Source organism: Nocardia sp. NPDC041819, from assembly GCF_055590505.1.
The window spans coordinates 534,652-558,593 of the sequence record NZ_JBVJAP010000001.1 but is presented as its reverse complement, the minus strand read 5'-3'; the positions used below and the strand labels follow the sequence as shown (position 1 = coordinate 558,593).

Genomic DNA, 23,942 nt, shown 5'->3' with positions numbered 1-23,942 from the left:
TTGCCGACGGCCCAGCTTTCGTTGCGGTCGAGCCAATACACAGAGTCTCCGTCACCGTCGACGGAGGCTGCAGGGGTAAGGGGGTTTCCGTTGGCGACCGTACTGAAGATGCTGCTAGCGGAGCGGCATCTGAAAAGTCATCCAGATTTTCTCGTCGCGTACGACCGATGCGCGGCGCAGCTGGACCCGCCCATTCCCCCAGGGCATGGGCCGGCGAAAGCGCAGTACTACCAGTGGTTGTCCGGTCGCATGATCGGCCTTCCGCGCGACTATCACTGCCGGGTGCTCGAGCGGATGTTTCCCGGCTGGACGGCTGAAGGATTGTTCCAGATGGCCAACTCGACACCGGACGGCATGGGATCGCTCGGGCCGGGTTATTCCGGCACCGATGTCCGGCTCGAGGCTTTTCTCGGGATGGAGACGAGCACCAGGGGAACCACTCTGGTGTACCCGTCGTTCGAGCTGACCAGGCCGTCCGTGGACGCACTGCGGGCGGCGGGGATCTCCCGGCGGCGAGTATTCGGGAAGCAGGAGGGCGGTTTCCCGGATCGTCCCGTGGATGTCCCCTCCGTGGTGGCGGAAAGCGATTTCCGGGGGCTGCTGTACATGTTCTCCTTGCTTCAGCGCCACACCAGTATTCGGGCCGAGGTCCGCAGCGACCGCTACATGGTCACCCATTACGACCGTCCGTACATCAGCTTCGGGCTGGGCGGCAACAACTGCACCCGGTTGTATCCGCACCTCGTCGACAACCCGCTGTTCACCATCCATGACAGCGGCGCCGAGGACGGCTCCGCGGCGATGCGTCTGGAGTTGACCGACGGCAGCCGGTACGACTCGAACGACGACCGGAATATCGGCATCGTCGCGCGAGTACGACCGAGCGCGGATCAGCATCTCGATCGTTATTGGATCTATTGCGGCGGTTTGCGGCCACGCGGCACCGCCGGAGCGGGCTGGTATCTCGCCAACTCGTGGCTTTCCCTCCAGCACCGTGTCGGGGATCGCGAATTCGTCGCGGTCGTCGGCGTAGACGAATATTCGGACCGAAGGACCAGTTTGGAACATTTACTGATCGCTGCGCCCGAGAGGAAATGAAGGGCACGCACACCCGTCGGCCCGGACAGTCCTGACAACGGCTGTCCGGTCCGCGCGGACGCATCGGCTCCCGCCGCGCGGGCCGAGCACGAGGCAGGAGGACACCGTTGCACCATCGGCCGAGATCGATTCGGGCGCTACGCTCTCCCGCGCCGCGGCACCGCGAAGTCCTGATCTGGGTCCTTCCCGTCTGGGCGCGAAAACCTATCAGTAACCGGCGGGCAACGCCGCCAGCATGTCCCGTGTCACGGCGACGGCATTATCGGAACTGCCGCCTTTGACCAGCAGCGTGGCGAAGGCGATGTCGCCACGGTAACCGACGAACCAGGAGTGCGACCCGCCGTCCACTTCGGCCTCGCCGGTCTTGCCGTAGACCACGCCTTGATCGGCGATCCGCTCGGCCGTGCCGCCCACGACCACCTTGCGCATCATCGCGCGCAATCCTTCGACGACGTCGGGAGCCAGCGGCGGGCGGTCACCGTCGATCTGTGTGGGGCGCCCAGCGATCAGGTACGGCACGGGCGCCGAGCCGTGCGCGATGGTCGCCGCCATGAGCGCCATGCCGAACGGACTGACCACCACTCTGCCCTGACCGATGCCGTCCTCGGTGCGCTGGATCAGGTCGTCGGAGGGCGGCACCGAGCCGGAGGCCGTCGGCAGCCCCACCACCGAATAAACGGGTCCGACACCGAGCTTCGCCGCGGCCTCGTGCAACGCCGGGCCGGGCAGCTCACTGGCGAGTTCGGCGAACGAGGTGTTGCAGGACCTCTCGTAGGCCGTCGACATCGGCACATCGCCGACGGTGAACAGGTTGTAGTTGGGGATGGTCCGCTCGCCGATGACGATGCGGCTCGGACACGGCAGCACCGTGTCCGGCGTCGCGAGGCCGTTCGACATGGCCGCGGCCGCGGTCACCGTCTTGAACACCGAACCGGGCGGGTACTGGCCGATCGTCGCGAGGGGACCGTCCCGGTCGGCGGCCCTGTTCTGCGCGACCGCCAGAATCGCGCCGGTGGACGGGCGCAGCACCACCATCATGGTCTGCTCGGTACGCGGCCGCACGGCGAGCTGGGCGGCGTTCTGCACGTTGCGGTCGATGCTGAGCGAGAACGACGGCGCGGGCTGGGAGGGCACTTCCATCAGCACATCGGTGTCGGCCCCGTTGGAGTTCAAGGTGACCACGCTCCACCCCGCCTTGCCGTCCACCTCCGCGATCACCGTCTTGCGCACCTGGGTGAGCAGATCGGGCGCGAATTCCCGATCGGTGGCGACCAGATCCCACTGCTGGGTCAGCGTGACACCGGGCAGCCCGATGAGATCGGTGGTCACCTGGCCGGATTCGGTCTCGTTGAGCAGCGCGACCGTGTAAGCGCCCTTGGCCGCCTTCGCCTCGTCGAGGATGGTCTGCGGCGTCAGCGACTTGTCGAAGCGGTGCAGCGCGGCGGCCAGCGTGGTGGCCACGGACGCGGGGTCGGCGGCGTCGGCCGCGACGAACGTGACCCGGGAAACCTTGCCGGGCACCATGACGTCGCTGCCGGACTGCTCGTTGACCCGCGCCCGCGGCGGCGGGTTGGTCCGTAACGCCATGGTCTGGGTGTCGCCGAGTTTGGGGTGGATGTCGGAGGACGTCCAGCGGACCATCCAGCGCCCGTTGCTGCGGCCCATCTGCAGCTGACCGGAGTACTTCCACATCCGGTTCTTGGGCAACCGCCACTCGTAGGTGTAGTCGACGGTCGCGGTGTCACCGGTCACGCGCGCCGCCCCGGTGCGCGCGGTGAGCTGTTCGGCCTGCAGTTGATCCCACGCGGAACGCAACGCGTCGCTCGCCTTCTCCGGCAGGTTGGTGAGTTGCGCGGCAGCGGTCACCCGATGCTCGGCGAACGCTTTGACGAAGGCGTCGGCGGCGGGAACAGGCCCCTGCGGCTCGCTCGCACAACCGGCGGCGGCCACCGTGAAGGCCGCGACGGCGAGCGAGAGGAGCGTCCGAGTCGACATCGGCACCGATCGTAATAGTCACTGCCGGGCAAATGCCTGCGGCACTCCGGAATTCGCCGTGCCCGCGGCCGCGTTCAGTCGACCAGGACGGTGGCGAAGGTCGCGATCTGGCGAAACCCGACCCTGCTGTAGGCGCGGCGGGCGATCGCGTTGTAGTCGTTCACGTACAGGCTCGCGGTGCGGCCGGAAGCGACCACCGCGTTGGCGACCGCCGAGGTGCCCGCGGTGCCACGGCCCTTCCCCCGATGATCCGGATGCACCCAGACTCCCTGGATCTGGCCCGTGCGCCGGGACAGTGATCCGACCTCCGCTTTGAAGACCACTTCCCCATCCTCGAAACGGGCCCAGGCACGGCCGGATTCGATCAGGCTCTGGATGCGGCGGCGATAGCCGCGGCCGCCGTCCCCCGCACGCGGATCGACGCCGACCTCCTCGATGAACATCGCGATCGCGGCCGAGAGGTAGCGATCGAGTTCGTCGCGGCGCACCCGGCGGACCTCCTGGTCGGGGGTGGACAGCGGCGGCTGGGCCAGCGCCAGCAGTGGCTGTTCCCCGCGTAGCTCCCGCTCCGGGCCCCAGTGTCCGGACAGCATCTCCCACAGCGGCAATGCGAGTTCTCTGCGCCCCACCACCGAGGAACAGATCCGAGGCCAGCGGATCGCCCGATCGGCGAACGCGCGCAACGCGTCACGATCACCCAGCAACGGCACGAGGTTCGCGCCCGAGAAACACAGCGACTCGGCGGGACCGCCTCTGCTCCAGAGTTCCCCCTGCCCGCACCGGCTGTCCAGGCCGAACTCTTGCAACCGGGCGGCGACCATGCACGAGGCCACCGGATCGGCATCCAGCACACGCAGCACCTGAGCAAGGTCTCGATTAGCGAGCTGCCGCGCAGGGGCGTATTTGGCCCGTCGCGCCGGCTCCAGCAGACTCCGCACGATGACAGCCTGCCACGAACCGGCGCGATGCGGTATGGCTATGCCGAAAGCCCTGGTGAGCGGCGCTCAGCTGACGGTGACGACCGGTTCGCCTGCGACCGCGTCCTCGCCCATCTCCTCGGCGATGCGCAGCGCCTCTTCGATGAGCGTCTCGACGATCTTCGCCTCCGGGACGGTCTTGATGACCTCGCCCTTGACGAAGATCTGGCCCTTGCCGTTGCCGGAGGCCACACCCAGATCGGCCTCGCGCGCCTCGCCGGGTCCGTTCACCACGCAGCCCATGACGGCCACCCGCAGCGGCACCGTCATGCCCTCCAGGCCGGCGGTCACCTCGTTGGCCAGCGTGTACACGTCGACCTGGGCGCGCCCGCAGGACGGGCAGGACACGATCTCCAGCTTGCGCGGGCGCAGGTTCAGCGATTGCAGGATCTGCCCGCCGACCTTGACCTCCTCGGCGGGCGGCGCGGACAGCGACACACGGATCGTGTCGCCGATGCCCTCCGACAACAGCGCGCCGAACGCCACCGCCGACTTGATCGTGCCCTGGAACGCCGGGCCCGCCTCGGTGACGCCGAGGTGCAGGGGGTAATCGCACTGCGCGGCCAGCTGACGGTAGGCCTCCACCATGATCACCGGGTCGTTGTGCTTGACCGAGATCTTGATGTCGCCGAACCCGTGCTCCTCGAACAGGCTCGCCTCCCACAGCGCCGACTCCACCAGCGCCTCCGGGGTGGCCTTGCCGTACTTCTCCATCATCCGCTTGTCCAGCGAACCGGCGTTGACGCCGATGCGAATCGGGATGCCCGCGGCGCCCGCGGCCTTGGCGACCTCCGCGACCCGGCCGTCGAACTCCTTGATGTTGCCGGGGTTGACGCGCACCGCCGCGCATCCGGCGTCGATCGCCGCGAAGATGTAGCGCGGCTGGAAGTGGATGTCGGCGATCACCGGAATCTGGGATTTCGCGGCGATCGTGGCCAGCGCGTCCGCGTCCTCCTGACGCGGGCAGGCCACCCGCACGATGTCGCACCCCGACGCGGTGAGCTCCGCGATCTGCTGCAGGGTGGCGTTCACATCGTGCGTCTTGGTCGTGGTCATGGACTGCACCGAGATCGGGTGATCACTGCCCACCCCGACGTTGCCCACCATCAACTGGCGGGTCCTACGCCGGGGAGCGAGCACCGCAGCGGGCGCGGTCGGCATCCCCAATCCGATTGTGCTGGTCACCTTCGGCTGCCTACTTTCGTCGTGTCCGGCCGGTTGGTGCCGAGTCTAGCCTTGGCGCACGACGCCCACCTTGTGACAGCAACGACAAGACTTCCCCGGTTGACCGCGCCAGACTACGTCGTGAGCCGCACCGCCCGCCCGGCGGCCCCGGTCAGAACAGCTTGATCGGGTTGACGATGTCGGCGGCCAGGGTGAGCAGCATGTAAGCGCCGCCGATCACCACGACCACGTACGTGGCGGGCAGCAACTTCAGGTAGTTCACCGGCGCACCGGGCGCGAGCCCCTTCCAGCCGCGGATGGTATTGCGGATCTTCTCGTAGATCACCACCGCGATGTGGCCGCCGTCCAGCGGCAGCAACGGCAGCAGGTTGAAGATGCCGAGGAAGAAGTTCAGGCTGGCCAGCACCAGGATGAACATGTTCCACAGGCCGCGTTCCGCGGTCTCGCCACCGATCTTGCTGGCGCCGTACACGCTGACCGGGGTTTCCGGATCCCGCTCACCGCCGGTGACCGCGTCCCACAGCGAGGACACCTTCGCGGGCATCTCGGTCAACGAGTCCACCGTGCGCACGAACATGTCCCCGGTGAACGTGGCCGCGGCGGGAACGGCGCCCAGCACGTCGTATTGCACGGGCTCGTAGCGTTCCGGCGCCACCCCGATGGCTCCGACTTCGCGGCCCGCGCCCCCGCCCTCGGGGTAGCGGATGACCCGCTCCGGGGTGACGGGAATGCTGAGGGTGCGGCCGTCCCGCTCGACGACGTAGGTGAACGGGCCCGTCTGCTTCTGGGTCTCGGCCTGGAACTGACGCCAGGTGTCCACCTTGACGCCGTTCACCTCTTTGACGATGTCGCCGCGCTGCAATCCGGCGCGCTGCGCGGGGCCGATGCCGGTGCACGGTTCGCTCGAGCCGTCCGGCTTGCCCTGCGGCACGCAGCTCATCTCGCCCAGCGCGGTGGCCGGGGGTTCCTTCAGGTTCGGCAGTCCCCAGCCGATGGCGAGCACCACGATCAGGATGAAGCCGAGGACGAAGTTCATCGCGATGCCGCCGGACATCACGACCAGCCGCTTCCAGGTGGCCTGGCGGTACATGGCGCGGTCGAGTTCTTCCGGGCGCAGTTCGTCGAGCGCCGTCATACCCGCGATGTCGCAGAAACCGCCGAGCGGAAGCGCCTTGAGGCCGTATTCGGTCTCACCGCGGCGGAACGAGAAGATCTTCGGTCCGAACCCGATGAAATACCGCCGCACCTTCATGCCGGTCGCCTGGGCGGTCCACATGTGCCCACATTCGTGCAGCGCGATCGACACGGTGATGCCCAGCGCGAACAGCACGAACCCCAACGCGAACACCATTTGCTCTACAGCCCTCCTGCGTATGCGCAGCTCGAATATCCCGCACGCACGCGTCCGCTCCTGGCCGCGAGCACTCTGATCACCTTAATGGGTGCTGTCGGACGTAGTCCGTCTTCAGCCCGCGAATGGCCGGAGCGAAGGCGGAGGTACGCCTAACCGGACAAAGTCGTGTCCTGTGTGTTCAGTGTGCCAGGACGCCGTCGCTTCGCGCGTCCGATCCGGTGCGCGACGGTGTCAGCCGCGTACCCGGGCGGCGGCGAACTCCCGCGCCCAGGTGTCCGCGGCGAGGACCTCGTCGAGCGAATCCGGCTCGGCGCGCCACTCCTCGGCGGCCTCCACCGCGGCGGCCACCGTGCCGACGATCTGCGGGAAGCGGATGGCTCCGTCCAGGAAAGCCTGCACCGCGACCTCGTTGGCGGCGTTGTAGACCGCGGTGACGCTGCCTCCCGCCTGCCCGGCCGCTCGGGCCAGCTCGACCGCGGGGAAGACACCGTTGTCGACCGGTTCGAACGTCCACGTGGAGGCGGTGCCGAAATCGCAGGCGGCGGCCGCGCCCGGCACCCGGTCCGGCCAGCCGAGCGCCAGCGCGATGGGCAACTTCATGTCCGGCGGGCTGGCCTGGGCGAGCGTGGAGCCGTCGGTGAAGGTCACCATCGAGTGCACGATCGACTGGGGGTGCACGGTGACGTCGATGCGGTCGTAGGGAATCCCGAACAGCAGGTGGGTCTCGATCAGCTCGAGCCCCTTGTTCACCAGCGAGGCCGAGTTCAGGGTGTTCATCAAGCCCATCGACCAGGTGGGATGAGCCTTGGCCTCGGCGGGCCCCACCGACTCGAGCATGCCGGCGGTCCAGCCGCGGAACGGGCCGCCGGACGCGGTCAGCACCAGCCGGGCGACCTCGTCGGCGCGGCCGCCGCGCAGGCACTGCGCCAGCGCGGAGTGTTCCGAGTCCACCGGGACGATCTGCCCGGGGGCGGCGGCGCGTGTGACCAGGGAACCGCCCGCCACCAGGGATTCCTTGTTGGCCAGGGCGAGGCGGGTGCCCGACTGGAGGGTGGCCAGCGTCGGTTCCAGCCCGAGCGAACCGACCAGGGCGTTGAGCACGACGTCCGCCTCGGTGCGGCGCACCAGCTCGGTCACCGCTCCCGGGCCGCCCAGCGGCAGGTCCAATCGCTGGGCCGCGGCCGGATCGGCGACGGCGACATTGCGCGTGCCCGTCGCGGCCATCTGGGCGGCGAGCAGCTCGGTGTTGCCGCCGCGCGCGGCGAGTCCGACCACCTCGAAGCGGTCGGGATTGGCGGCGATCACCTCGAGCGCTTGGGTGCCAATGGATCCGGTGCTGCCCAGGAGCAGGACTCTCACGATGTCGGACACGACTTCATTGTGTCCTACCGCCGGAACGCGTCCGACGGGGCGCGGGCCGACTTACAACGACGCGCCGTCGTATGTCACGATATGCGGCAGCAGCTCATCGAGTGCGTACCGGAATCGCGGTACAAGGAACAGCTAAGGAGCGATCGTGGCCGCCACGGAACTCGAACACGCCGACACCGAGCGCGTCGTCACTCGCGTGGATCCCGCCGAAGTTCCCTCCGCCGCCTGGGGTTGGAGCGGCGAGTCGCGTCGCACCTTCCGGATCGCGGGCTGGATCGTCGCGCTGATCCTGCTGGCCATGCTGGTCGGCAACCACAGCGGCAAGATCGAGGACATCTTCCTGGTCGGCTTCGCCGCCCTGATCGCGGGCATCCTGATCCGCGACTCCCTGCTGCAGCGCAAGCCGCGCTAGTTCTCCATCCGGAAAGTCTTCTCGCACAACTTCATTCGTCCTGTACCGTGCGCCGGCAGCCGGTACCGTGTGCGTCCGAGGTCCGCGTCCCAGCCGGGTCGCGGACCTCTGTTCTCTGTCCGCACAACCCTTAGGACGCAATGATCAAGACCTGTTCGGCCGCCCTGCTCGCCGCGAGCGCGTTCGGTTCGCTGCTGTTGCTGCCCGCCGCGCCCGCGCACGCCCAGTCACCGGCGTGCGGCGCGGCCATCGACGCGATCAACGCCGCCATCGACGAGTCGGGCGGGAATCTGGACCCGACCGTGCAGCAGTCGCTGGCGACCAAGCTCTCTGCCATCGAGGCCGAAGGCGCGGAGAAGGCCGCCATCGCCGCCTACGCCCACGCCCTCACCGATGACAAGGTCGCGAACATGGACGCCGCGACCGACGAACTGAACCGGGTGTGCAAGGGCTGATCGCCGGGCGGCGCGGACCGGCCGGGGTTCGCGCCGCCACCCCCTGAGCACGAATCAGCTAGCGCCCGCGCCGCCGCGCGGGTTTCTTCGCGGCAGGACCCGCACGACCGCCCGTCTTCTTGGCCGGGGGCTTCTTCCGTGGCTCGTTCTGGTCGGGGCGGGCGGCGGCTCGTGAGCTTCGCTCGGAGCGGCCGCGCACGACGCCGATGAAATCCTCGACCGCATCGGGGGTGCGATCGGCGGGCCAGGCCAGCGCGATCTCGGTATCCGGGACGTCGAGCATCGTGCGATAGACGAGGTCGCGGCGATGGTGCAGGCGAGCAAGCGAGTGCGGCACGATGGCCGCGCCCCCGGCCGCGGCGACGAGTTCCAGCGCGCCGCCGACCGTGTCGAGGTCCGAGGTGTCCTGCACCTGCTCGTCGGCCAGGTCGTTCACGCGTACCTCGTCGAACACCGAGAGCGGGTGTTCCTTCTGCACCACGACAACGGGAACTTCCCGGTAGAGCGGGATCGCGTTCATGCCTTCGCGATCGATCGGCAGCCGGACGAAGCACATGTCGACGCGCCCCTCCCGCAGGGCCGACTCCTGTTCCGCCTGCGCCAGCGCGCTCACCTCGAGCGGGGTGTCGGGGAAGCGCTCGGCCCAGATCCGGGTCCATTTGGACACCGTGACGCCCGGCACGAAACCCACCCGCAGGACGGCCGGAGCCTCCGGCCGTCGCGCCGCGGACTCGGTCCGGCGGATGATCTCGCGCGCCTGCTCCAGTAGCTCCCGTCCGTCGTCGGTGAGCCGGGTCGGTTGCGCACCGGGGACGAAAAGCTTTGTGCCGAGTTCGTTTTCCAAGTCGATGACGGTATGGCTCAGCTTCTGACGCGAGATGTGCAGCGATTTCGCCGCGCGCGCGAAGTGCAACTCCTGCGCGACCGCGACGAACCAGCGCAGGCGCACGACATCGATCGACTCCAACCGGCTCATTCGTGGAAGCGTATGTCACCAGGCGTGTGGGCCCGCTCGCGCCGCCGGATAGACGGCGGCCCCGCATACGCGGCCGCGCCCGTCCAGCGGCCGTCCCGCCTCCGTGTGGGCGAGGCGGGGCTGCGGACGAATCCGTCCGGCGGCGCCCGTTAGGCTGTTCCGGTGAGCCCGGACAAGAAACCGCAGACGATGAAGCCGTTGACGGCGGCGAACAAACTCGGCATCTACCTTCCGGCCGCGCCCGAGGAGTTCCGCAACGCGCCGATCTCTCGCGCTCAGCTGGACGCGCTGCGCGACAATCCCCCCGAGTGGCTCACCGAACTGCGCCGCACCGGCCCGTTTCCCCGCGATGTGGTGGCCCGCAAGCTCGGCGTCTCCAACACCGGCTTGACCCGCGCCGAGGTCTCCGACCACCTCACCGCCGACGAGATCGACGCGCTGCTCGCCGACCCGCCGGAATGGCTCGTGCGCGAGCGTGAGAACTATGCGGCGGTCCGCGCGGAGGATGCCCGTATCAAGGCGAAAGAGGCCGAACGCCGCGCGGCCACCAACCGCCCGGCGAAGAACCGCGGCTAGCGGGTCATCCGACACCAGCCGTCGAGAAGGACGCTCCGAACCCCGTTACCGGGCAAGCGCAATCGTGTGCGGCTTCGGCCGGCGCGTCCGCTCGCGCGGTCCCATCGGCCTGCGAGCCTCTGGCGTCTCAGTTCTCCGCCGCCAGCTGCCCGCAGGCGGCGGCGATTTCCTGGCCGCGGGTGTCGCGGACCGTGCAGGGCACGCCCTGGGCGTTGACGCGCCGGACGAACTCCTGCTCGACCGGCTTGGGGCTGGCGTCCCACTTGGACCCGGGGGTGGGGTTGAGCGGGATGACGTTGACGTGCACGCGGGAACCGAGCGCCTTGTGCAGCTTCTCACCCAGCATGTCCGCGCGCCACGGGTGGTCGTTGATGTCGCGGATGAGGGCGTACTCGACCGAGACGCGGCGGCCGGTCTTGTCCGCGTAGTAGCGGGCCGCGTCGAGCACCTCGGCGATCGGCCAGCGATTGTTGACCGGGACGAGGGTGTCGCGCAGTTCGTCGTCGGGCGTGTGCAGGGAGACCGCGAGCGTGACCGACAATCCCTCGTCGGCCAGCTTGCGGATGGCCGGAGCGAGCCCGACGGTCGAGACCACGACGTTGCGCTGGGAGATGCCCAGGCCGTCCGGCGCGGGCGAGGTGATCCGGCGGACCGCCGCGACCACCCGCTTGTAGTTGGCCAGCGGCTCGCCCATGCCCATGAAGACGATGTTGGACAGCCTGCCGGGCCCACCCGCCACTTCGCCGTCTCGCAGCGCCGCGGCCGCGGCCCGCACCTGGTCGACGATCTCGGCGGTGGACAGGTTGCGGTTGAGCCCGCCCTGACCGGTGGCGCAGAACGGGCACGCCATGCCGCAACCGGCTTGGCTGGAGATGCACAAGGTCGCGCGGTCCGGGTAGCGCATCAGGACGCTTTCCAGCAGCGTCCCGTCGCCCGCGCGCCACAATGTCTTGCGGGTCTCCCCCTCGTCGCACCCCACGTGCTTGACCACGCTCAACAACGGCGGGAACAGCGCCTCGCCGATCTTCTCCCGCACCGCGGCCGGCAGGTCGGTCATCCGCGCCGGATCGGCCTGCAATCGTGCGTAGTACTGGCGCGCGATCTGATCGGCGCGGAATTTCGGCAGGCCCAGTTCCTCTACGGCCGCGCGCCTGCCCTCGGCATCGAGGTCGGCGAGATGCCGCGGCGGCATGCCACGGCGCGGAGCGTCGAAAACCAGGGGCAGGGAGACGGTCATAGTTGCTCCATTCTCCCATCCGCCGGAACTACCCGGGCACTCGCCCACAGTCGGGCGGCCCGACATGCCCGGTTGGTCGCCGGGAAATGCCTGCGGCCGCGATAGCTGTCGGCCATGATCGAGATATGTCCACGCACCCCGAATACCCGACGGAGCCGGACCCGGACCTGTCGCAGCGCCGATACACGACGCCGCCGGGCGCCCCGCCTGCCGCCCCTGTCAAGAAATCGCTGTCCTCACGCACGGGTTACGCCTGGAGCGGGCTCGTCACCGGCGTCTTGATCCTGGTCCTGTTGCTGATCTTCATCCTGCAGAACTTGGAGCAGATCCAAGTGCACTTCTTCTTCTGGGACTTCTCGCTGCCGCTCGGGGTCACCGTGCTGCTGTCGGTGATCGGCGGCGCACTCGTCATGGCCTCGGTGGGCGGCGTTCGCATCCTGCAACTGCGCAAGGCGGCCAAGCAGGGCTGACGCGCCCGATCACAGCAGCGTCGACAGCACCAACCAGGAGACGAACGCCGAAGGAAGCATGGAGTCGAGGCGGTCCATGATGCCCCCGTGACCCGGCAGCAAGGTGCCCATGTCCTTGATGCCGAGTTCGCGCTTGATCTGCGATTCGATCAGATCACCGCAGGTGGCCACCAACACCAGGCCGACGCCGAGCACGACGCCGATCATCGAGTTGGCCTCCAGCAGCAACGTCACCGTGAGCAGACCGCCGATCACGCTGAACACCAGCGAACCGGCGAAACCCTCCCACGACTTCTTCGGGCTGATCGAAGGCACCATCGGATGCTTGCCGAACAGCACGCCCGCCACGTAACCGCCGACATCGGAGCAGACCACCAGGATCATGAAGGTCAGCACCCGCAGGTTGCCGTCCGGCTCGAGCAGCAGCAGCGTCGCGAACGAGGCCAGCAAGGGGATCCAGGCCAGCGTGAACACCGTGATGGCCGTGTCGCGCAGGAAGTTTCGCGGCGCGGTCCGCAAGCCGTGATCGAACAGCCGCCACACCATGCAGATCAGCGTGGTGGCGGCGAACGCGCCCGCGACGCCGCTGGCCCCGTACGGCCAGCCCAGCCAGAACACCGCCTGGCCACCCGCGATCAGCGGAACCCGCGGGACGAGCACGTCGGCCTCGCGCAGCCGCTTGGCGACCTCCCAAGTGGCCACGCCGACCCCGGCCGCCGCGACGCCGATGAACACTTTCGGCACGAACAGCAGGATCGCGATCAGCGAAAGCCCCAGACCGAAGCCGACGGTCAGCGCGGCGGGCAGATTCCGGCCCGCGCGCGAACCTTTCGACGCGGGAGCAGGTGCGGATGCCGCGGGGCCGCGTAACGGTTCATGACCGGACGCACCAGCGTCGTGCGGGTGCTGTCGCCTCGCATCGGCTGTCCCGTTCACCGGCGGCTCCTCTGCCGCACCGGTCGCGGCGGCGTTCTCGGCCACGATTGTCCCGTCGCTCAACTCGTCGTTCCGTTCGTCCCCCGCCCGGGCGGGCCTTGGCGCTGTTCCGCCGGCACTCGCGGCGATCCGGCCTCCTCCGGACCCGTCCCGCCTGCCGACCGATCCGCGTCAGACCTCGAGCAGTTCGGCTTCCTTGTGCTTGACCAATTCGTCGACCTGGCCGACGTACTTGGCGGTGGTCTTGTCGAGTTCCTTCTCGGCGCGCCCGACCTCGTCCTCGCCCGCCTCGCCATCCTTCTGGATACGAGACAGTTCGTCCATCGCCTTGCGACGGACATTGCGGATGGCGACCTTGGCGTCCTCGCCCTTGCCCCTCGCCTGCTTGGCGAGTTCACGGCGGCGCTCCTCGGTCAGCTGCGGCACCGAGATCCGGATGATGTCGCCGTTGTTGGTGGGGTTGACCCCGAGATCGGAGTTGCGGATCGCCGTCTCGATCGCGCCGAGCTGGCCTGCCTCGTAAGGTTTGATCACGACCATGCGCGGCTCCGGCACCGTGATGCTGGACATCTGGGTGATCGGGGTCGGCGATCCGTAGTAGTCGACCACGACCCGGGAGAACATGCCCGGATTCGCCCGCCCGGTACGAATGGTTCCGAGATCGTCCTTCGCTACCGAGACGGCCTTTTCCATCTTCTCCTCGGCGTCGAAGAGCGCTTCTTCAATCACGACCGTTTCCTCCACAGCGTCGTCATGTCATGATCCGCGGTCCGCGGGTATCAGGACCGAACCAGTGTGCCGATCTTCTCACCGGCGACCGCGCGGGCGATATTGCCCTTGGTCAACAAATTGAACACCAGAATCGGCATCTGGTTGTCCATGCACAAGCTGAAGGCGGTCGCGTCCGCGACCTTGAGGTCGCGCTCGATGACCTCTTTGTGAGTGATCTCGGAGTACATGGTCGCGGTCTCGTCGACGCGCGGGTCGGCGGTGAAGACCCCATCGACCGCCTTGGCCATCAACACCACGTCCGCGCCGATCTCCAGTGCGCGCTGCGCGGCGGTGGTGTCGGTGGAGAAGTACGGCATGCCCATCCCCGCGCCGAAGATGACTACGCGCCCCTTCTCCAGGTGACGCTTGGCGCGCAGCGGGAGGTAGGGCTCGGCGACCTGGCCCATGGTGATCGCGGTCTGCACCCGGGTGTCCACGCCCTGCTGCTGCAGGAAGTCTTGCAGGGCAAGGCTGTTCATCACCGTGCCGAGCATGCCCATGTAGTCGGAACGCGCGCGTTCCATGCCGCGTTCCTCGAGTTCGGCGCCGCGGAAGAAGTTCCCGCCGCCGATCACGACGGCCACCTGCATGCCGGTGGCGACCACCTCGGCGATCTGCTCGGCCACCGTCTGCACGACGTCCGGGTCCAGCCCGACCTTCCCGCCGCCGAACATCTCCCCGCCGAGTTTCAGCAGTACCCGGCGATATCCTGGGCGATCGGTCCCCGGGTCCGTCATGGGTCTCCAGTCTCCTTCGGCGAGGGATTCTCGTTCTTGGGGCGGTTCGTTGCGCGCGGCAGGCGCCTGTGACGTAGAGCAAGGCAGAGCGGCATCCATCCTGCCTTATTCGGTTGGAGCGGCAGCAGAAGGCCCCCCGTCAACCGGTGTTCGTTCGGTCGGCGGGGGGCCTGCACGCTGGGGGTGCGGCGAGACTCAGTTCGCGCCGACCTCGAAGCGGGCGAAGCGGGTGACGGTGACACCGGCCTCATCCAGCAACGCCTTGACGGTCTTCTTCGAATCGGTGACCGACGGCTGCTCCAGCAGCACGACGTCCTTGAAGAAGCCGTTGACCCGGCCCTCGGTGATCTTCGGCAGCGCGGCCTCGGGCTTGCCCTCCTCGCGAGCGGTCTGCTCGGCGATGCGGCGCTCGTTCTCCACGATGTCGGCAGGAACCTCGTCGCGGGTCACGTACTTGGCCTTGAGCGCGGCGACCTGCATGGCGGCGGAGCGGGCGGCCTCGGCCGCGGCGTCACCTTCGCCGGTGTACTCGACCAGCACGCCGACGGCGGGCGGCAGGTCGGAGGCACGCTTGTGCAGGTAGGTGGCGACCGGGCCGTCCAGCGAGATGACACGGCGCAGCTCGAGCTTCTCGCCGATCTTCGCGGCCAGCGCCTGCACCGCCTCGTCGACGGTCTTGCCGCCCAGGTCCAGCGCCTTCAGCGTCTCCAGGTCGCCGGGCTTGGCGGCCGCCGCCGCGGCGACGACCTGCTCGGCCAGCTGCTGGAACTCCGCGTTCTTCGCGACGAAGTCGGTCTCGGAGTTGATCTCGACCATGACGCCGTCCTTGGCGGCGACCAGGCCTTCGGCGGTGGTCCGCTCGGCACGCTTGCCGACGTCCTTCGCGCCCTTGATGCGCAGCAGCTCGACGGCCTTGTCGAAATCACCGTCGGTCTCGGCCAGCGCGTTCTTGCAGTCCATCATGCCGGAGCCGGTCAGCTCCCGGAGCCGCTTCACATCGGCAGCGGTGTAGTTCGCCATTCTCGGCGAGCCTCCTTCGGAGAGTTGTGAGTGTCGGCAGCGGCGATCACGATGGCACTCGCTCGTGATCGCCGCTGAAACAGCTGGTTACGCGAGTCCTCAGGCCTCGGCCGTGGTCTCCGCGGCAGCGGCCTCGGCCTCGGCGGCGGGGGCGGCCTGCGCGAGCAGCTCCTGCTCCCATTCCGCCAGCGGCTCGCCCGCGCCCGCCTCCGGCTTCTCGTCGCCCGAGGACGCGCCCGCGCGCGCCTGCACACCCTCGGCCACCGCGGAGGCGACGACCTTGGTCAGCAGGGCGGCGGAGCGGATCGCGTCGTCGTTACCCGGGATCGGGTAGTCGACCAGGTCGGGGTCGCAGTTGGTGTCCAGGATCGCGATGACCGGGATGTTCAGCTTGCGCGCCTCGCCGACGGCGATGTGCTCCTTGTTGGTGTCGACGACCCAGATGGCCGAGGGCACCTTCTGCATGTCGCGGATACCGCCGAGGGTGCGCTCCAGCTTGTTCATCTCACGCGTCAGCATGAGGATTTCCTTCTTGGTGCGACCCTCGAAGCCACCGGTCTGCTCCATGGCCTCGAGCTCCTTGAGGCGCTGCAGGCGCTTGTGCACGGTGGAGAAGTTGGTGAGCATGCCGCCCAGCCAGCGCTGGTTGACGTAGGGCATCCCGACGCGAGTCGCCTCGGCCGCGATCGACTCCTGGGCCTGCTTCTTGGTGCCGACGAAGAGGACGGTGCCACCGTGGGCGACGGTCTCCTTGACGAACTCGTAGGCCTTGTCGATGTAGGTCAGCGTCTGCTGCAGGTCGATGATGTAGATGCCGTTGCGGTCGGTGAAGATGAACCGCTTCATCTTCGGGTTCCAGCGCCGGGTCTGGTGTCCGAAGTGTGCGCCGCTGTCGAGCAGCTGCTTCATGGTTACGACAGCCATAGCTCCCGTATCTCTCTTTCATTTGCCGGTTGACGCAGTGAATCGGCGATCCACTGCCCTGGCGCCGCCGAATCGTCGGACCCGACCGCGAGGGTGGGACCAGCCGGCGATTCCCTGTTCCGAACACGCTGCCGCGAACTCACATATATCGAGTTCGATCCGAACAGCGCCGCTATGAACAAGCACGGGTGGCGCGCGAAGTCGGTCCATGCAGGCACAGACCGCCCGATCAGTTTACGGCCTCGTGGCACCCAGACCTAAATCGGTTCGATCCGAAGCCTTGACCAGCCGGAACGTCGGCTTTCCACAAGCGAGTGCGTTATCCACATTCCACGGATCGAGCCCTGGGAGCCGCCGCGACCGCGGAAGGCTGGAGCCATGAAACCGTTCTCCACCGCGACCACCTTCCTCGTCCCCCTGTTCTTCGTGCTCGGCATCGTCGCCGCTCCGCCGGTCGGCGCCGAGACTCCTGGCGCGGACCCCGTGCGCGGGGCGTGCACGGGGTCCGTTTGCCTGCCGTCTCTCTCCGATCTGCTGCGGCGCGCGCCGCTGCCGTTCCGGCAATCCGGGCTCGGTGCGGGTGGGCACGAGCATCTCGAGACGGCTTCCGCCTCCGGTAGCGACCTGTGCGCGCCGCCCGCACCCCTCTGCGGAGCGTGATCGGACCTCCGGACCCGGCCCGATGACCAATGCGAATGCCATGTGGCCTCGTCGTATCTCTGCGGCCCTGGCTCTCGGTATGGCCGCGATCGTCGCGACGGCGCCGACCGCGACAGCCGGCCCCGAAGGACGGTTCGGCTGGCCCCTGCAACCGCGACCCGCGGTTGAACGGCACTTCGACAAACCCGCGCAGAACTGGCTACCGGGGCATCGCGGGGTCGATCTGGCAGGCATCGAGGGTCAGGCAGTGCTCGCCGCGGGAGAAGGGATCGTCGTGTTCGCCGGAACCGTGGCAGACAAGCCGGTCGTGTCCATCGATCACCCCGGCGGCCTGCGCACGACTTACGAGCCCGTCCGTGCCGAGGTCCCCGTGGGCAGGCGGGTCGGCCGCGGCACCCGGATCGGGACACTCGAGTCCGGGCACCCTGGGTGCGTGACGGCATGTCTGCACTGGGGAGCCCGCGCCGAGGGCGGTCGACGCCGCACACGCGAGTATCTGGACCCCCTCGGACTGCTCCATTTCACTCCCCTGCGGCTCAAACCGGTGCGTTCCTGAGCCCGAATCGAACTGGGCCGCCCTCGACCCAGCACCAGCGAGCGGGCCCGTCGTCACGCATCGGATCGCGTCTCCACTCCCGTTGCGGCGCGACGCTGCGCCTCTGAGCCTCCGCACCGGTTGACTCGCTGTTTCGTGGCGCTCGAGTCGCTTCTTCGAGGAGCCCGGAACGATCGAAACCGGCGTGTCGGCGAGCCGGGGGTGGCGAGACCGTGGGCGATGGGGTGAAGATCGGGGCATGGCGGATGGACGCGCAGGGTCCTCGTTCACGTATTCCCAGGTCGGCGCGACACGAGACGCGGTGCCGGAGGGATATCACGGTTTGCGGCTGCGGCGACGAATCGGTCGGGGACGCGAGCTGTTCGAGCGGGCCGGTGCGGAGATCCTGACCTACCGGGTCCAGAAGGGGACCGGAATCTTTCGATCCGCCGACACCCCGACGGCCGAACCCGGTACCGACATCACGGTGCGGCTGGGGTTCGGTCCCGTGGGAATCACCGCGCCGTGCCGCGTGGTGTACGTACTCGAGGAACCGGATCGGCGGGGTTTCGCGTACGGAACCTTGCCCGGACACCCGGCGTCCGGCGAAGAATTGTTCGCCGTCGAGTACGACCCTGCCGACGAAACGGTGTACGGCCTGATCGTCGCGTTCTCGCGCCCCGCGACTTGGTACACCCGGCTCGGCGGCCCCGTGGTGCGGTTGATCCAGCGTTTCGTCGCGGGCAGATACCTCGCCGCATTGCCGTCCTCCGCCTGACGCGAGCCGTACCCGGCGTCGCAGCCGCGCGGAGCGGCTGCGACACGACGGCTTCGCTCCGACATCGCCGAAATTTGCCCCCGCGCAGAACTTCTGACTGCCCCGCAGCCGACCGATGAGCGAGCGATACTGTTCCGGTGACCGGCGAACCCCAGATGGCCGAGGAACCTCCGAATCTCCCAGTAGAGAGCAGTCCGTCGTCACCCGTCTACGACGAGATGCTCGACGCCAGGGCCGAGATCGCCGACATCCTCGAATCCGCGCGACTGATGGGCGTCGAATCCATGTCGTTCGAGCAGATGATGACCTACCTCACGGCGAAGCGCGAATACCAGGCATCGGCGTACTCGGATACCGAGGCCGTCGACCGGGCCCGGCGCGACCACGAACTCCAAGCGGAGTCGAGGCGCACCGAGCTGATCAAGGAAGAGGCGGAGGCGAAGAACAAGATCCTGGAGGCTCGCTACCGTGCGGGACTTGCCGCCGCGCTCGTGGCAGGCACGGTAGCCGGAGTCATGTTCGGCATCGTCAAAGGTCTTCCGGCGCAGGAACTGACGCAATATCTGGCGCCGGTGTCAGGTCTGGCGGGGATCGTGGTCGGCTACTTCTTCGGCCGGGATGCGCGATAGGGGCCGCTACCGGCCACGAGCTACGGGGTGACGATCGCGAAATCGGGATCGGGAGCGTCGAAGATGCCGACCAGTTCGGCGAGCTTGGTGACGTCTCCCTCGATGACGATGTCGCCCGCCGCCGCCGCGACGCCGAAGTCGTCGCCGGCCAGCAACACCCGGATCAGGGTGGACTTGGCCAGCGTGAACGAGGCATCGGGTTCCGGGAGGGTCATGCCGGGCGCGACGTCGAAGTGGGTGAGGCGGCCGTTGCGCAATTCGAGCCGGTGGGTGCGGTCCTGGTCGGTGAGTATCCAGTCCGTCACGAGCCGATGGTCCCACGCCTTGGGGCCGTCGACGCGCAGCGCCAAGGCGTCGAAGATCTGGTCGATACTCAGTGCCGCCACCATGGTCGGCGATTCGCTCTTGGTGGGCGTGCCGAACGAACCGTAGCGCAGCTCGTAGGCTCCGCTGAGATAGAAGTTGCGCCAGGTCGCGTTCTCCGCCCCGTAGCCCAGTTGCTCGAACGTCGTGGCCTGCAATTGCTTCGCGTCGTCGTTGTCCGGCTCGGCGAAGATGACGTAGTTGAGCACCTGGGCCACCCAGCGGTAGTCCCCGGCGTCGTAGGAGGCCCGCGCCTTGCGCAGCACTTCGTCCGCGCCGCCCATGAATTCCACGTGGCGCCGGGCGGATTCGACCGGCGGGTGCTCCCACAGGTGGGCGGGGTTGCCGTCGAACCAGCCCATGTAGCGCTGGTAGACGGCCTTCGCGTTGTGGCTGACCGAACCGTAGTATCCGCGCGTGTGCCAGGCCTGCTCGATGGCGGGCGGAAGAGTGACCAGCTCGGCGATCTCCGCGCCCACGTAGCCCTGATTCAGCAGGCGGACGGTCTGGTCGTGCAGGTACCCGTACAGGTCGCGTTGCAGGGAGAGGAATTCCACCAGGCGTTCGGTGCCCCAGGTCGGCCAATGGTGCGAGGCGAAGACGACGTCGGAATCGCGGGCGAACAGGTTGATCGCCTCGGTCAGATATCTCGCCCAGATATGAGCGTCGCGTACCAGCGCGCCGCGCAACGTGAGCACGTTGTGCAGCGTGTGGGTCGCGTTCTCCGCCATGCACAGGGCGCGGCGGTCGGGGAAGTGGAAGTTCATCTCCGCGGGCGCCTCGGTGCCGGGGGTGAGCTGGAAGACCATCCGTATGCCGTCGATCGTCTCCTCTTGGCCGGTGGCGGTGATGTCGACGGTCGGCGGGATCAGCGTGACCGTGCCGACCGACGTGGTCTGACCGAGCCCGGAGCCCACCGCGCCCAGCGGTCCGCGCGGCAGCACCGCGCCGTACATGTACCCGGCGCGGCGCGCCATCGCCGTTCCCGCGTAGATGTTCTCCGCCACCGCGTGTTCCAGGAAGCCGGCCGGCGCCAGCACCGGACAGCGCCCTTCCTCGACCGCCGCCGCGGTGGTGACCCCGCACGCCCCGCCGAAGTGGTCGATGTGCGAATGCGTATAGATCAGTCCGGTCACCGGCCGGTCGCCCCGATGGGCGCGGTAGAGCGCGAGACCTGCCGCGGCGGTCTCGGCCGAGATCAGCGGATCGATGACGAGGACGCCGGTTTCGCCTTCGACCAGCGTCATATTGGAGATGTCGAAACCGCGGATCTGATAGATGCCCTCGGTCACCTCGAACAACCCTTGTCGCATCGCGAGGCCAGACTGCCGCCACAGGCTGGGATGCACCGAGGCCGGGCAGGGATCCCGCAGGAACGAATAGGAGTCGTTGTCCCACACGACGGTTCCATCTTCGGAGGTGACCACGCCGGGTTCCAGCGCGGCGAGGAAACCGCGCTCGGAGTCGGCCGAATCGGCCGTGTCGGCGAAGGGCAGGGCGGCGGTCGCGCGCTCGTGCTCCGCGACGATGAAGTGGCTCGGCTCGCTCGCTGTGCTCATTGTCGTCCTCCTGTCGTCTCGGCCAACCTTGCTGGGCCGCCGGCCTTTCAGGGCAGCGGTTCGAGAGAACCGGCCGCCGCGGCGGCCAGCGCGACCACGACCACCGCCATCGCCGTCCCGGCGATGACGCGGCCGCCATGGGCGTAGTGGCCTCGGTGCAGCCCGCGGTTGCGCAGGTAGCAGCCCCCGGCCAGCGCCGCCATCGCGATCGCTGCGCCGATGGGCGCGACGGCGGCCGCGCGCCACCCGCTGCCGAGCGCCTGATGCATGAACAGCGTGCCGACGACCATCGCCGACACGGCGGTGCGCCGCCACGCCAGTGCGGTGCGTTCGGCGGACAGATGCGGCGCGCTCATCGCAGCAGCACCGCCACACCCGCCAGCACCGAGACGATCGCGATGCCCGCCGACAGGATGGGCACCAGCACCGTCTCCGGCAGCGGATCGCCGCGCCGCATGGCCACGCCGATGCGCCGCCAGTGCGCGTACGCCCCGACCGCGACGACCGCCGCCAAGACCAGGCAGCTCAACGCGATCGCGCGCCGCAGCCCCGCGATCCGGAACGACTGGACCAGTGTGTGCACCGCGACGCCGCCGGCCAGCAGCCCCAGCGCGGTCCGCATCCAGGCCAGGAAGGTGCGCTCGTTCGCGAGCGTGAAGCGGTAGTCGAGTTCCTCGTCGCCCTCGTCCGATTCGGCTTCCGGATTCGGCAGCGTCACGCCGCCTCGGTTCGGATCGAGCGCCCTGGGGCATCCGCCCAGGTGGGGGTCGCGTGGCCGGCACTCGCGTGCCGCGAGAAGGGGCGGTTCTCGGCGCAAAGTGTTCTTCCGGCGCGCTGCTTCACGCCGGACCGCACGGTGGTCACACCGCACCACGCTAGTGGGAGGAGTGGAAGCTCGCGGCTGGTCCGCACCGGCCGTGGGAACGCGATCGGTGACGGTACGCCCGCCGGAGCGTTCGCCCCGGCGTGCGCGCCAACCGTCGCATCGCGCAGCGGACCGGCTGCCGCATCGGGGGCTCCCATGCCAGTCAGCAACCATGTCTGCCGAAGGCATCCGACAGGACGGCCTGCTCCCGGAAGTCGCCGGTACTCGGATGGTCGTCGCAGCGCGAAGCGCACTTCAGACGCGCAGATGCGGTCGGTGACGATCACGGGCACACTCCATAACCGAGAGCATTGGCAAATGATCAGCAACGTCAGCGTAACCGGCGCCGTGAGCACCGTCCACGCTCCCCGCGCGCCCGTGACCGGGTGGTTACCAGCGGCCTCAGACCGCGATCGCGTCCTCGAACGTCATGGCCAGTCGCGAGACGGACGAGGACATCACCGCACGCTTCGGCAGGCCGAGCGACCGGAGTTCCGCGGCGATCTCGTGGTCCCCGAGAGTCAGCTCGGCCCCGCCGAAACGCGCTCGCATGCCCGAAGGCCGCATCTCCCAGCGCGTGCAGCGGGTGACGCCATCGATATGCGAGTAGGCGTCGAACGAGGACCCGGTGGCGCGGTTCGGAGTCGCGAACCCGGGCCGAATCGCGAGATCGGCGATGAGCTGCCCATTCTGGTGCAGCGCGCCGGTGCGCGTCCGGCCACCGTGGTCGACGGCGAATTCGGCGAGTTCTTTCGGAAATCCCCAGATGCCGCGTCCTGCGGCGAGGGTGAAATCACCGTCGACCGGCAGCCGGTGGATCAATACACCGGCCCGCCCGGTCACCAGCGCCCGCAGATCCCCGAATCCCGAGGCCGCGCCCGCGGTGTGGTGGCGCACCATGAACGAGACGCCGAACTCGTTGTAGGGGCCGAGATCGCCGTCGACGTAGTCGACGAAGACCAGTGTGCACATCGCCCGCCCGCCCGGCAGCCGGAGCAGCCGCAGGCCGGAGTAGTCGATGAGGCGCTGCGCCGGCTCGGCGGACACCAGGTAGGTAGCCATGAACGCGTGCGCGAGCCGAATGCGGACCGGCATGCGCACCTCGCGGCCGAGGACGGTGTGCGTACTCACGGAGACGCCTTTCTGCGCAACTGCGGCGGACTGCGCCGCGGGGCCACAAACCTGCCGCGAGACGCGGCTATAGAACGGGTATCAGTTTGTTCGCACAATACCGCCGATCCGCACGCCTTATACCAAAAATAACCCGTTGCAGTCTTGTCCAGGTCACTCGCTCGATACCCCCGTTCGGGGCGACCCCGGAGATTCCGACATCGCGCGCAGGCGCGCCTGCAAACCATCCAGGACGCAGAGCAAGCCGAAGTCGAAGGCCATGGCCCGCCCCGCCTCCTGATCGGCAGGGACGGTCGCCCGGTAGTCCGCGAGCATCTCGGGATAGCCGCCTGCCACCTCGTCCATCACGTGCAGTATGCCGTCGGTGTCGACCTCGGCCCCCTTCGACGCCTTCTCCCAGGCGATTTCGGGAGTCACCTGGCCGAGGACGAAACACATCACCGTTCCGCTGGCCAGGTAGATGTCCACCCCCTCGAACCCCGCCCGCAGGAAGGCGCGGCGCAGCCGATCGCTCAGCCGCAGCGAGTTGGGACCGATACTGGGCAGTTGCCCGATCAACGAGACGCTCCACGGATGCTCCCGAATGGACGCGCGGAAGCTGTAGGCGAAAGTCGTGAGCAATTCGCGCCAGGACGCCTCTTCAGGTTCCGGAATCCGCACCACCCCCCAGAACTGGTCGAGCACCAATTCCAGCAACTCTTCCTTGTTGGAGACGTGCCAGTAGAGACTGGTCGCGCCCGCGCCCAGCTTCGCGCCGAGCTTGCGCATGCTCAGCGACTCCAGCCCTTCGGCGTCGAGGATCTCGACCGCCGCGGCGATGATCTGCTCCCGGTGCAACCCGGATGTCTTGGGCTGACGGGGTTGCTTGGTCCATACCGAGGCGAACTGCTTGGTCACGACACGATCTTATAATCTCTCGCACAGCGTT

At 68.3% G+C, this 23,942-nt stretch carries 26 protein-coding genes; 9 read left to right on the top strand and 17 right to left on the bottom strand.

Annotated elements, in window-relative coordinates; translation table 11 throughout:
- The first annotated feature begins 108 nt into the window (after positions 1–108).
- Positions 109–1,098 carry a hypothetical protein gene (locus ACZ6DL_RS02575; protein WP_466048542.1) on the top strand — a complete coding sequence of 330 codons (990 nt, stop codon included), beginning with the start codon at positions 109–111 and terminating at the stop codon, positions 1,096–1,098.
- Between the two features lie 207 nt (positions 1,099–1,305).
- Here the strand turns inward: ACZ6DL_RS02575 and ACZ6DL_RS02570 are convergent, their stop codons facing one another.
- The 5 genes from ACZ6DL_RS02570 to dxr form a co-directional block, all read right to left on the bottom strand.
- Positions 1,306–3,093 carry a penicillin-binding transpeptidase domain-containing protein gene (locus ACZ6DL_RS02570; protein WP_466048540.1) on the bottom strand — a complete coding sequence of 596 codons (1,788 nt, stop codon included), beginning with the start codon at positions 3,091–3,093 and terminating at the stop codon, positions 1,306–1,308.
- A 74-nt stretch (positions 3,094–3,167) separates the two neighbouring features.
- The gene (locus ACZ6DL_RS02565; RefSeq protein ID WP_084466757.1) at positions 3,168–4,031 is read right to left on the bottom strand and encodes a GNAT family N-acetyltransferase; all 864 of its coding nucleotides are present in this window, start codon (positions 4,029–4,031) and stop codon (positions 3,168–3,170) included.
- 66 nt (positions 4,032–4,097) lie between these two features.
- On the bottom strand, positions 4,098–5,255 hold the full coding sequence (gene ispG, locus ACZ6DL_RS02560; RefSeq protein WP_393228466.1) for a flavodoxin-dependent (E)-4-hydroxy-3-methylbut-2-enyl-diphosphate synthase: 1,158 nt from the start codon (positions 5,253–5,255) through the stop codon (positions 4,098–4,100).
- Between the two features lie 151 nt (positions 5,256–5,406).
- Positions 5,407–6,606, bottom strand: coding sequence for a M50 family metallopeptidase (locus ACZ6DL_RS02555; RefSeq protein WP_466048538.1), 1,200 nt, complete (start codon positions 6,604–6,606; stop codon positions 5,407–5,409).
- A gap of 234 nt (positions 6,607–6,840) precedes the next feature.
- Entirely contained in the window at positions 6,841–7,980 is a 1,140-nt protein-coding gene (gene dxr, locus ACZ6DL_RS02550) for a 1-deoxy-D-xylulose-5-phosphate reductoisomerase (RefSeq protein ID WP_466048536.1), read from the bottom strand.
- Positions 7,981–8,125: 145 nt separating this feature from the next.
- Here dxr and ACZ6DL_RS02545 point away from each other — a divergent pair, with 145 nt between their 5' ends.
- Together ACZ6DL_RS02545 and ACZ6DL_RS02540 are read left to right on the top strand one after the other, a co-directional pair.
- Complete coding sequence (locus ACZ6DL_RS02545; RefSeq protein WP_040868261.1) at positions 8,126–8,392, top strand: DUF2631 domain-containing protein; 267 nt, start codon at positions 8,126–8,128, stop codon at positions 8,390–8,392.
- 140 nt (positions 8,393–8,532) lie between these two features.
- On the top strand, positions 8,533–8,847 hold the full coding sequence (locus tag ACZ6DL_RS02540) for a hypothetical protein (RefSeq protein WP_063050691.1): 315 nt from the start codon (positions 8,533–8,535) through the stop codon (positions 8,845–8,847).
- 58 nt (positions 8,848–8,905) lie between these two features.
- Here the strand turns inward: ACZ6DL_RS02540 and ACZ6DL_RS02535 are convergent, their stop codons facing one another.
- Complete coding sequence (locus tag ACZ6DL_RS02535; protein ID WP_466048535.1) at positions 8,906–9,823, bottom strand: LysR family transcriptional regulator; 918 nt, start codon at positions 9,821–9,823, stop codon at positions 8,906–8,908.
- Positions 9,824–9,985: 162 nt separating this feature from the next.
- Between ACZ6DL_RS02535 and ACZ6DL_RS02530 the strand changes: the two genes are divergently transcribed.
- Entirely contained in the window at positions 9,986–10,399 is a 414-nt protein-coding gene (locus tag ACZ6DL_RS02530) for a DUF5997 family protein (protein ID WP_466048534.1), read from the top strand.
- 127 nt (positions 10,400–10,526) lie between these two features.
- Here the strand turns inward: ACZ6DL_RS02530 and rlmN are convergent, their stop codons facing one another.
- Positions 10,527–11,636, bottom strand: a complete 1,110-nt coding sequence (gene rlmN, locus ACZ6DL_RS02525) for a dual-specificity RNA methyltransferase RlmN (protein WP_466048532.1) — start codon at positions 11,634–11,636, stop codon at positions 10,527–10,529.
- A 125-nt stretch (positions 11,637–11,761) separates the two neighbouring features.
- Between rlmN and ACZ6DL_RS02520 the strand changes: the two genes are divergently transcribed.
- The gene (locus tag ACZ6DL_RS02520; RefSeq protein ID WP_466048531.1) at positions 11,762–12,106 is read left to right on the top strand and encodes a LapA family protein; all 345 of its coding nucleotides are present in this window, start codon (positions 11,762–11,764) and stop codon (positions 12,104–12,106) included.
- 9 nt (positions 12,107–12,115) lie between these two features.
- Here ACZ6DL_RS02520 and ACZ6DL_RS02515 read toward each other — a convergent pair whose 3' ends face one another.
- The 5 genes from ACZ6DL_RS02515 to rpsB all read right to left on the bottom strand — a co-directional run bounded on the left by ACZ6DL_RS02515 (position 12,116) and on the right by rpsB (position 16,494).
- Entirely contained in the window at positions 12,116–13,105 is a 990-nt protein-coding gene (locus ACZ6DL_RS02515; protein ID WP_466048529.1) for a phosphatidate cytidylyltransferase, read from the bottom strand.
- Positions 13,106–13,213: 108 nt separating this feature from the next.
- Positions 13,214–13,771, bottom strand: a complete 558-nt coding sequence (gene frr / locus ACZ6DL_RS02510) for a ribosome recycling factor (RefSeq protein ID WP_040868343.1) — start codon at positions 13,769–13,771, stop codon at positions 13,214–13,216.
- A 50-nt stretch (positions 13,772–13,821) separates the two neighbouring features.
- Positions 13,822–14,550, bottom strand: coding sequence for a UMP kinase (gene pyrH, locus ACZ6DL_RS02505; protein ID WP_040868271.1), 729 nt, complete (start codon positions 14,548–14,550; stop codon positions 13,822–13,824).
- A gap of 195 nt (positions 14,551–14,745) precedes the next feature.
- Positions 14,746–15,570 (bottom strand): translation elongation factor Ts, encoded by an 825-nt coding sequence (tsf, locus tag ACZ6DL_RS02500; RefSeq protein ID WP_040868273.1) that lies wholly within the window; start codon positions 15,568–15,570, stop codon positions 14,746–14,748.
- Positions 15,571–15,669: 99 nt separating this feature from the next.
- Complete coding sequence (rpsB, locus tag ACZ6DL_RS02495) at positions 15,670–16,494, bottom strand: 30S ribosomal protein S2 (RefSeq protein ID WP_357116251.1); 825 nt, start codon at positions 16,492–16,494, stop codon at positions 15,670–15,672.
- 378 nt (positions 16,495–16,872) lie between these two features.
- Between rpsB and ACZ6DL_RS02490 the strand changes: the two genes are divergently transcribed.
- The 4 genes from ACZ6DL_RS02490 (at position 16,873) to ACZ6DL_RS02475 (ending at position 19,096) form a co-directional block, all read left to right on the top strand.
- Positions 16,873–17,154, top strand: a complete 282-nt coding sequence (locus ACZ6DL_RS02490) for a hypothetical protein (protein ID WP_466048527.1) — start codon at positions 16,873–16,875, stop codon at positions 17,152–17,154.
- 79 nt (positions 17,155–17,233) lie between these two features.
- On the top strand, positions 17,234–17,710 hold the full coding sequence (locus tag ACZ6DL_RS02485) for a M23 family metallopeptidase (RefSeq protein ID WP_466049527.1): 477 nt from the start codon (positions 17,234–17,236) through the stop codon (positions 17,708–17,710).
- Between the two features lie 238 nt (positions 17,711–17,948).
- Positions 17,949–18,467 (top strand): DUF1990 family protein, encoded by a 519-nt coding sequence (locus ACZ6DL_RS02480; RefSeq protein WP_466048526.1) that lies wholly within the window; start codon positions 17,949–17,951, stop codon positions 18,465–18,467.
- Positions 18,468–18,604: 137 nt separating this feature from the next.
- Positions 18,605–19,096, top strand: a complete 492-nt coding sequence (locus ACZ6DL_RS02475; RefSeq protein WP_393228445.1) for a hypothetical protein — start codon at positions 18,605–18,607, stop codon at positions 19,094–19,096.
- Between the two features lie 20 nt (positions 19,097–19,116).
- On the opposite strand, the gene ACZ6DL_RS02470 is transcribed toward ACZ6DL_RS02475, so the two are convergent.
- The 5 genes from ACZ6DL_RS02470 to ACZ6DL_RS02450 form a co-directional block, all read right to left on the bottom strand.
- Positions 19,117–21,018: an alkyl/aryl-sulfatase gene (locus ACZ6DL_RS02470; protein WP_466048524.1), complete on the bottom strand. Its 1,902-nt coding sequence runs from the start codon at positions 21,016–21,018 to the stop codon at positions 19,117–19,119.
- A gap of 47 nt (positions 21,019–21,065) precedes the next feature.
- Positions 21,066–21,374 (bottom strand): DUF202 domain-containing protein, encoded by a 309-nt coding sequence (locus ACZ6DL_RS02465; RefSeq protein WP_062969819.1) that lies wholly within the window; start codon positions 21,372–21,374, stop codon positions 21,066–21,068.
- Positions 21,371–21,736, bottom strand: coding sequence for a YidH family protein (locus tag ACZ6DL_RS02460; RefSeq protein WP_466048523.1), 366 nt, complete (start codon positions 21,734–21,736; stop codon positions 21,371–21,373). Before ACZ6DL_RS02460 ends, ACZ6DL_RS02465 begins: the two co-directional genes overlap by 4 nt.
- A gap of 549 nt (positions 21,737–22,285) precedes the next feature.
- Positions 22,286–23,014 carry an acetoacetate decarboxylase family protein gene (locus ACZ6DL_RS02455; protein WP_466048522.1) on the bottom strand — a complete coding sequence of 243 codons (729 nt, stop codon included), beginning with the start codon at positions 23,012–23,014 and terminating at the stop codon, positions 22,286–22,288.
- A 153-nt stretch (positions 23,015–23,167) separates the two neighbouring features.
- On the bottom strand, positions 23,168–23,911 hold the full coding sequence (locus ACZ6DL_RS02450; RefSeq protein ID WP_466048521.1) for a TetR/AcrR family transcriptional regulator C-terminal domain-containing protein: 744 nt from the start codon (positions 23,909–23,911) through the stop codon (positions 23,168–23,170).
- Positions 23,912–23,942 lie beyond the last annotated feature (31 nt).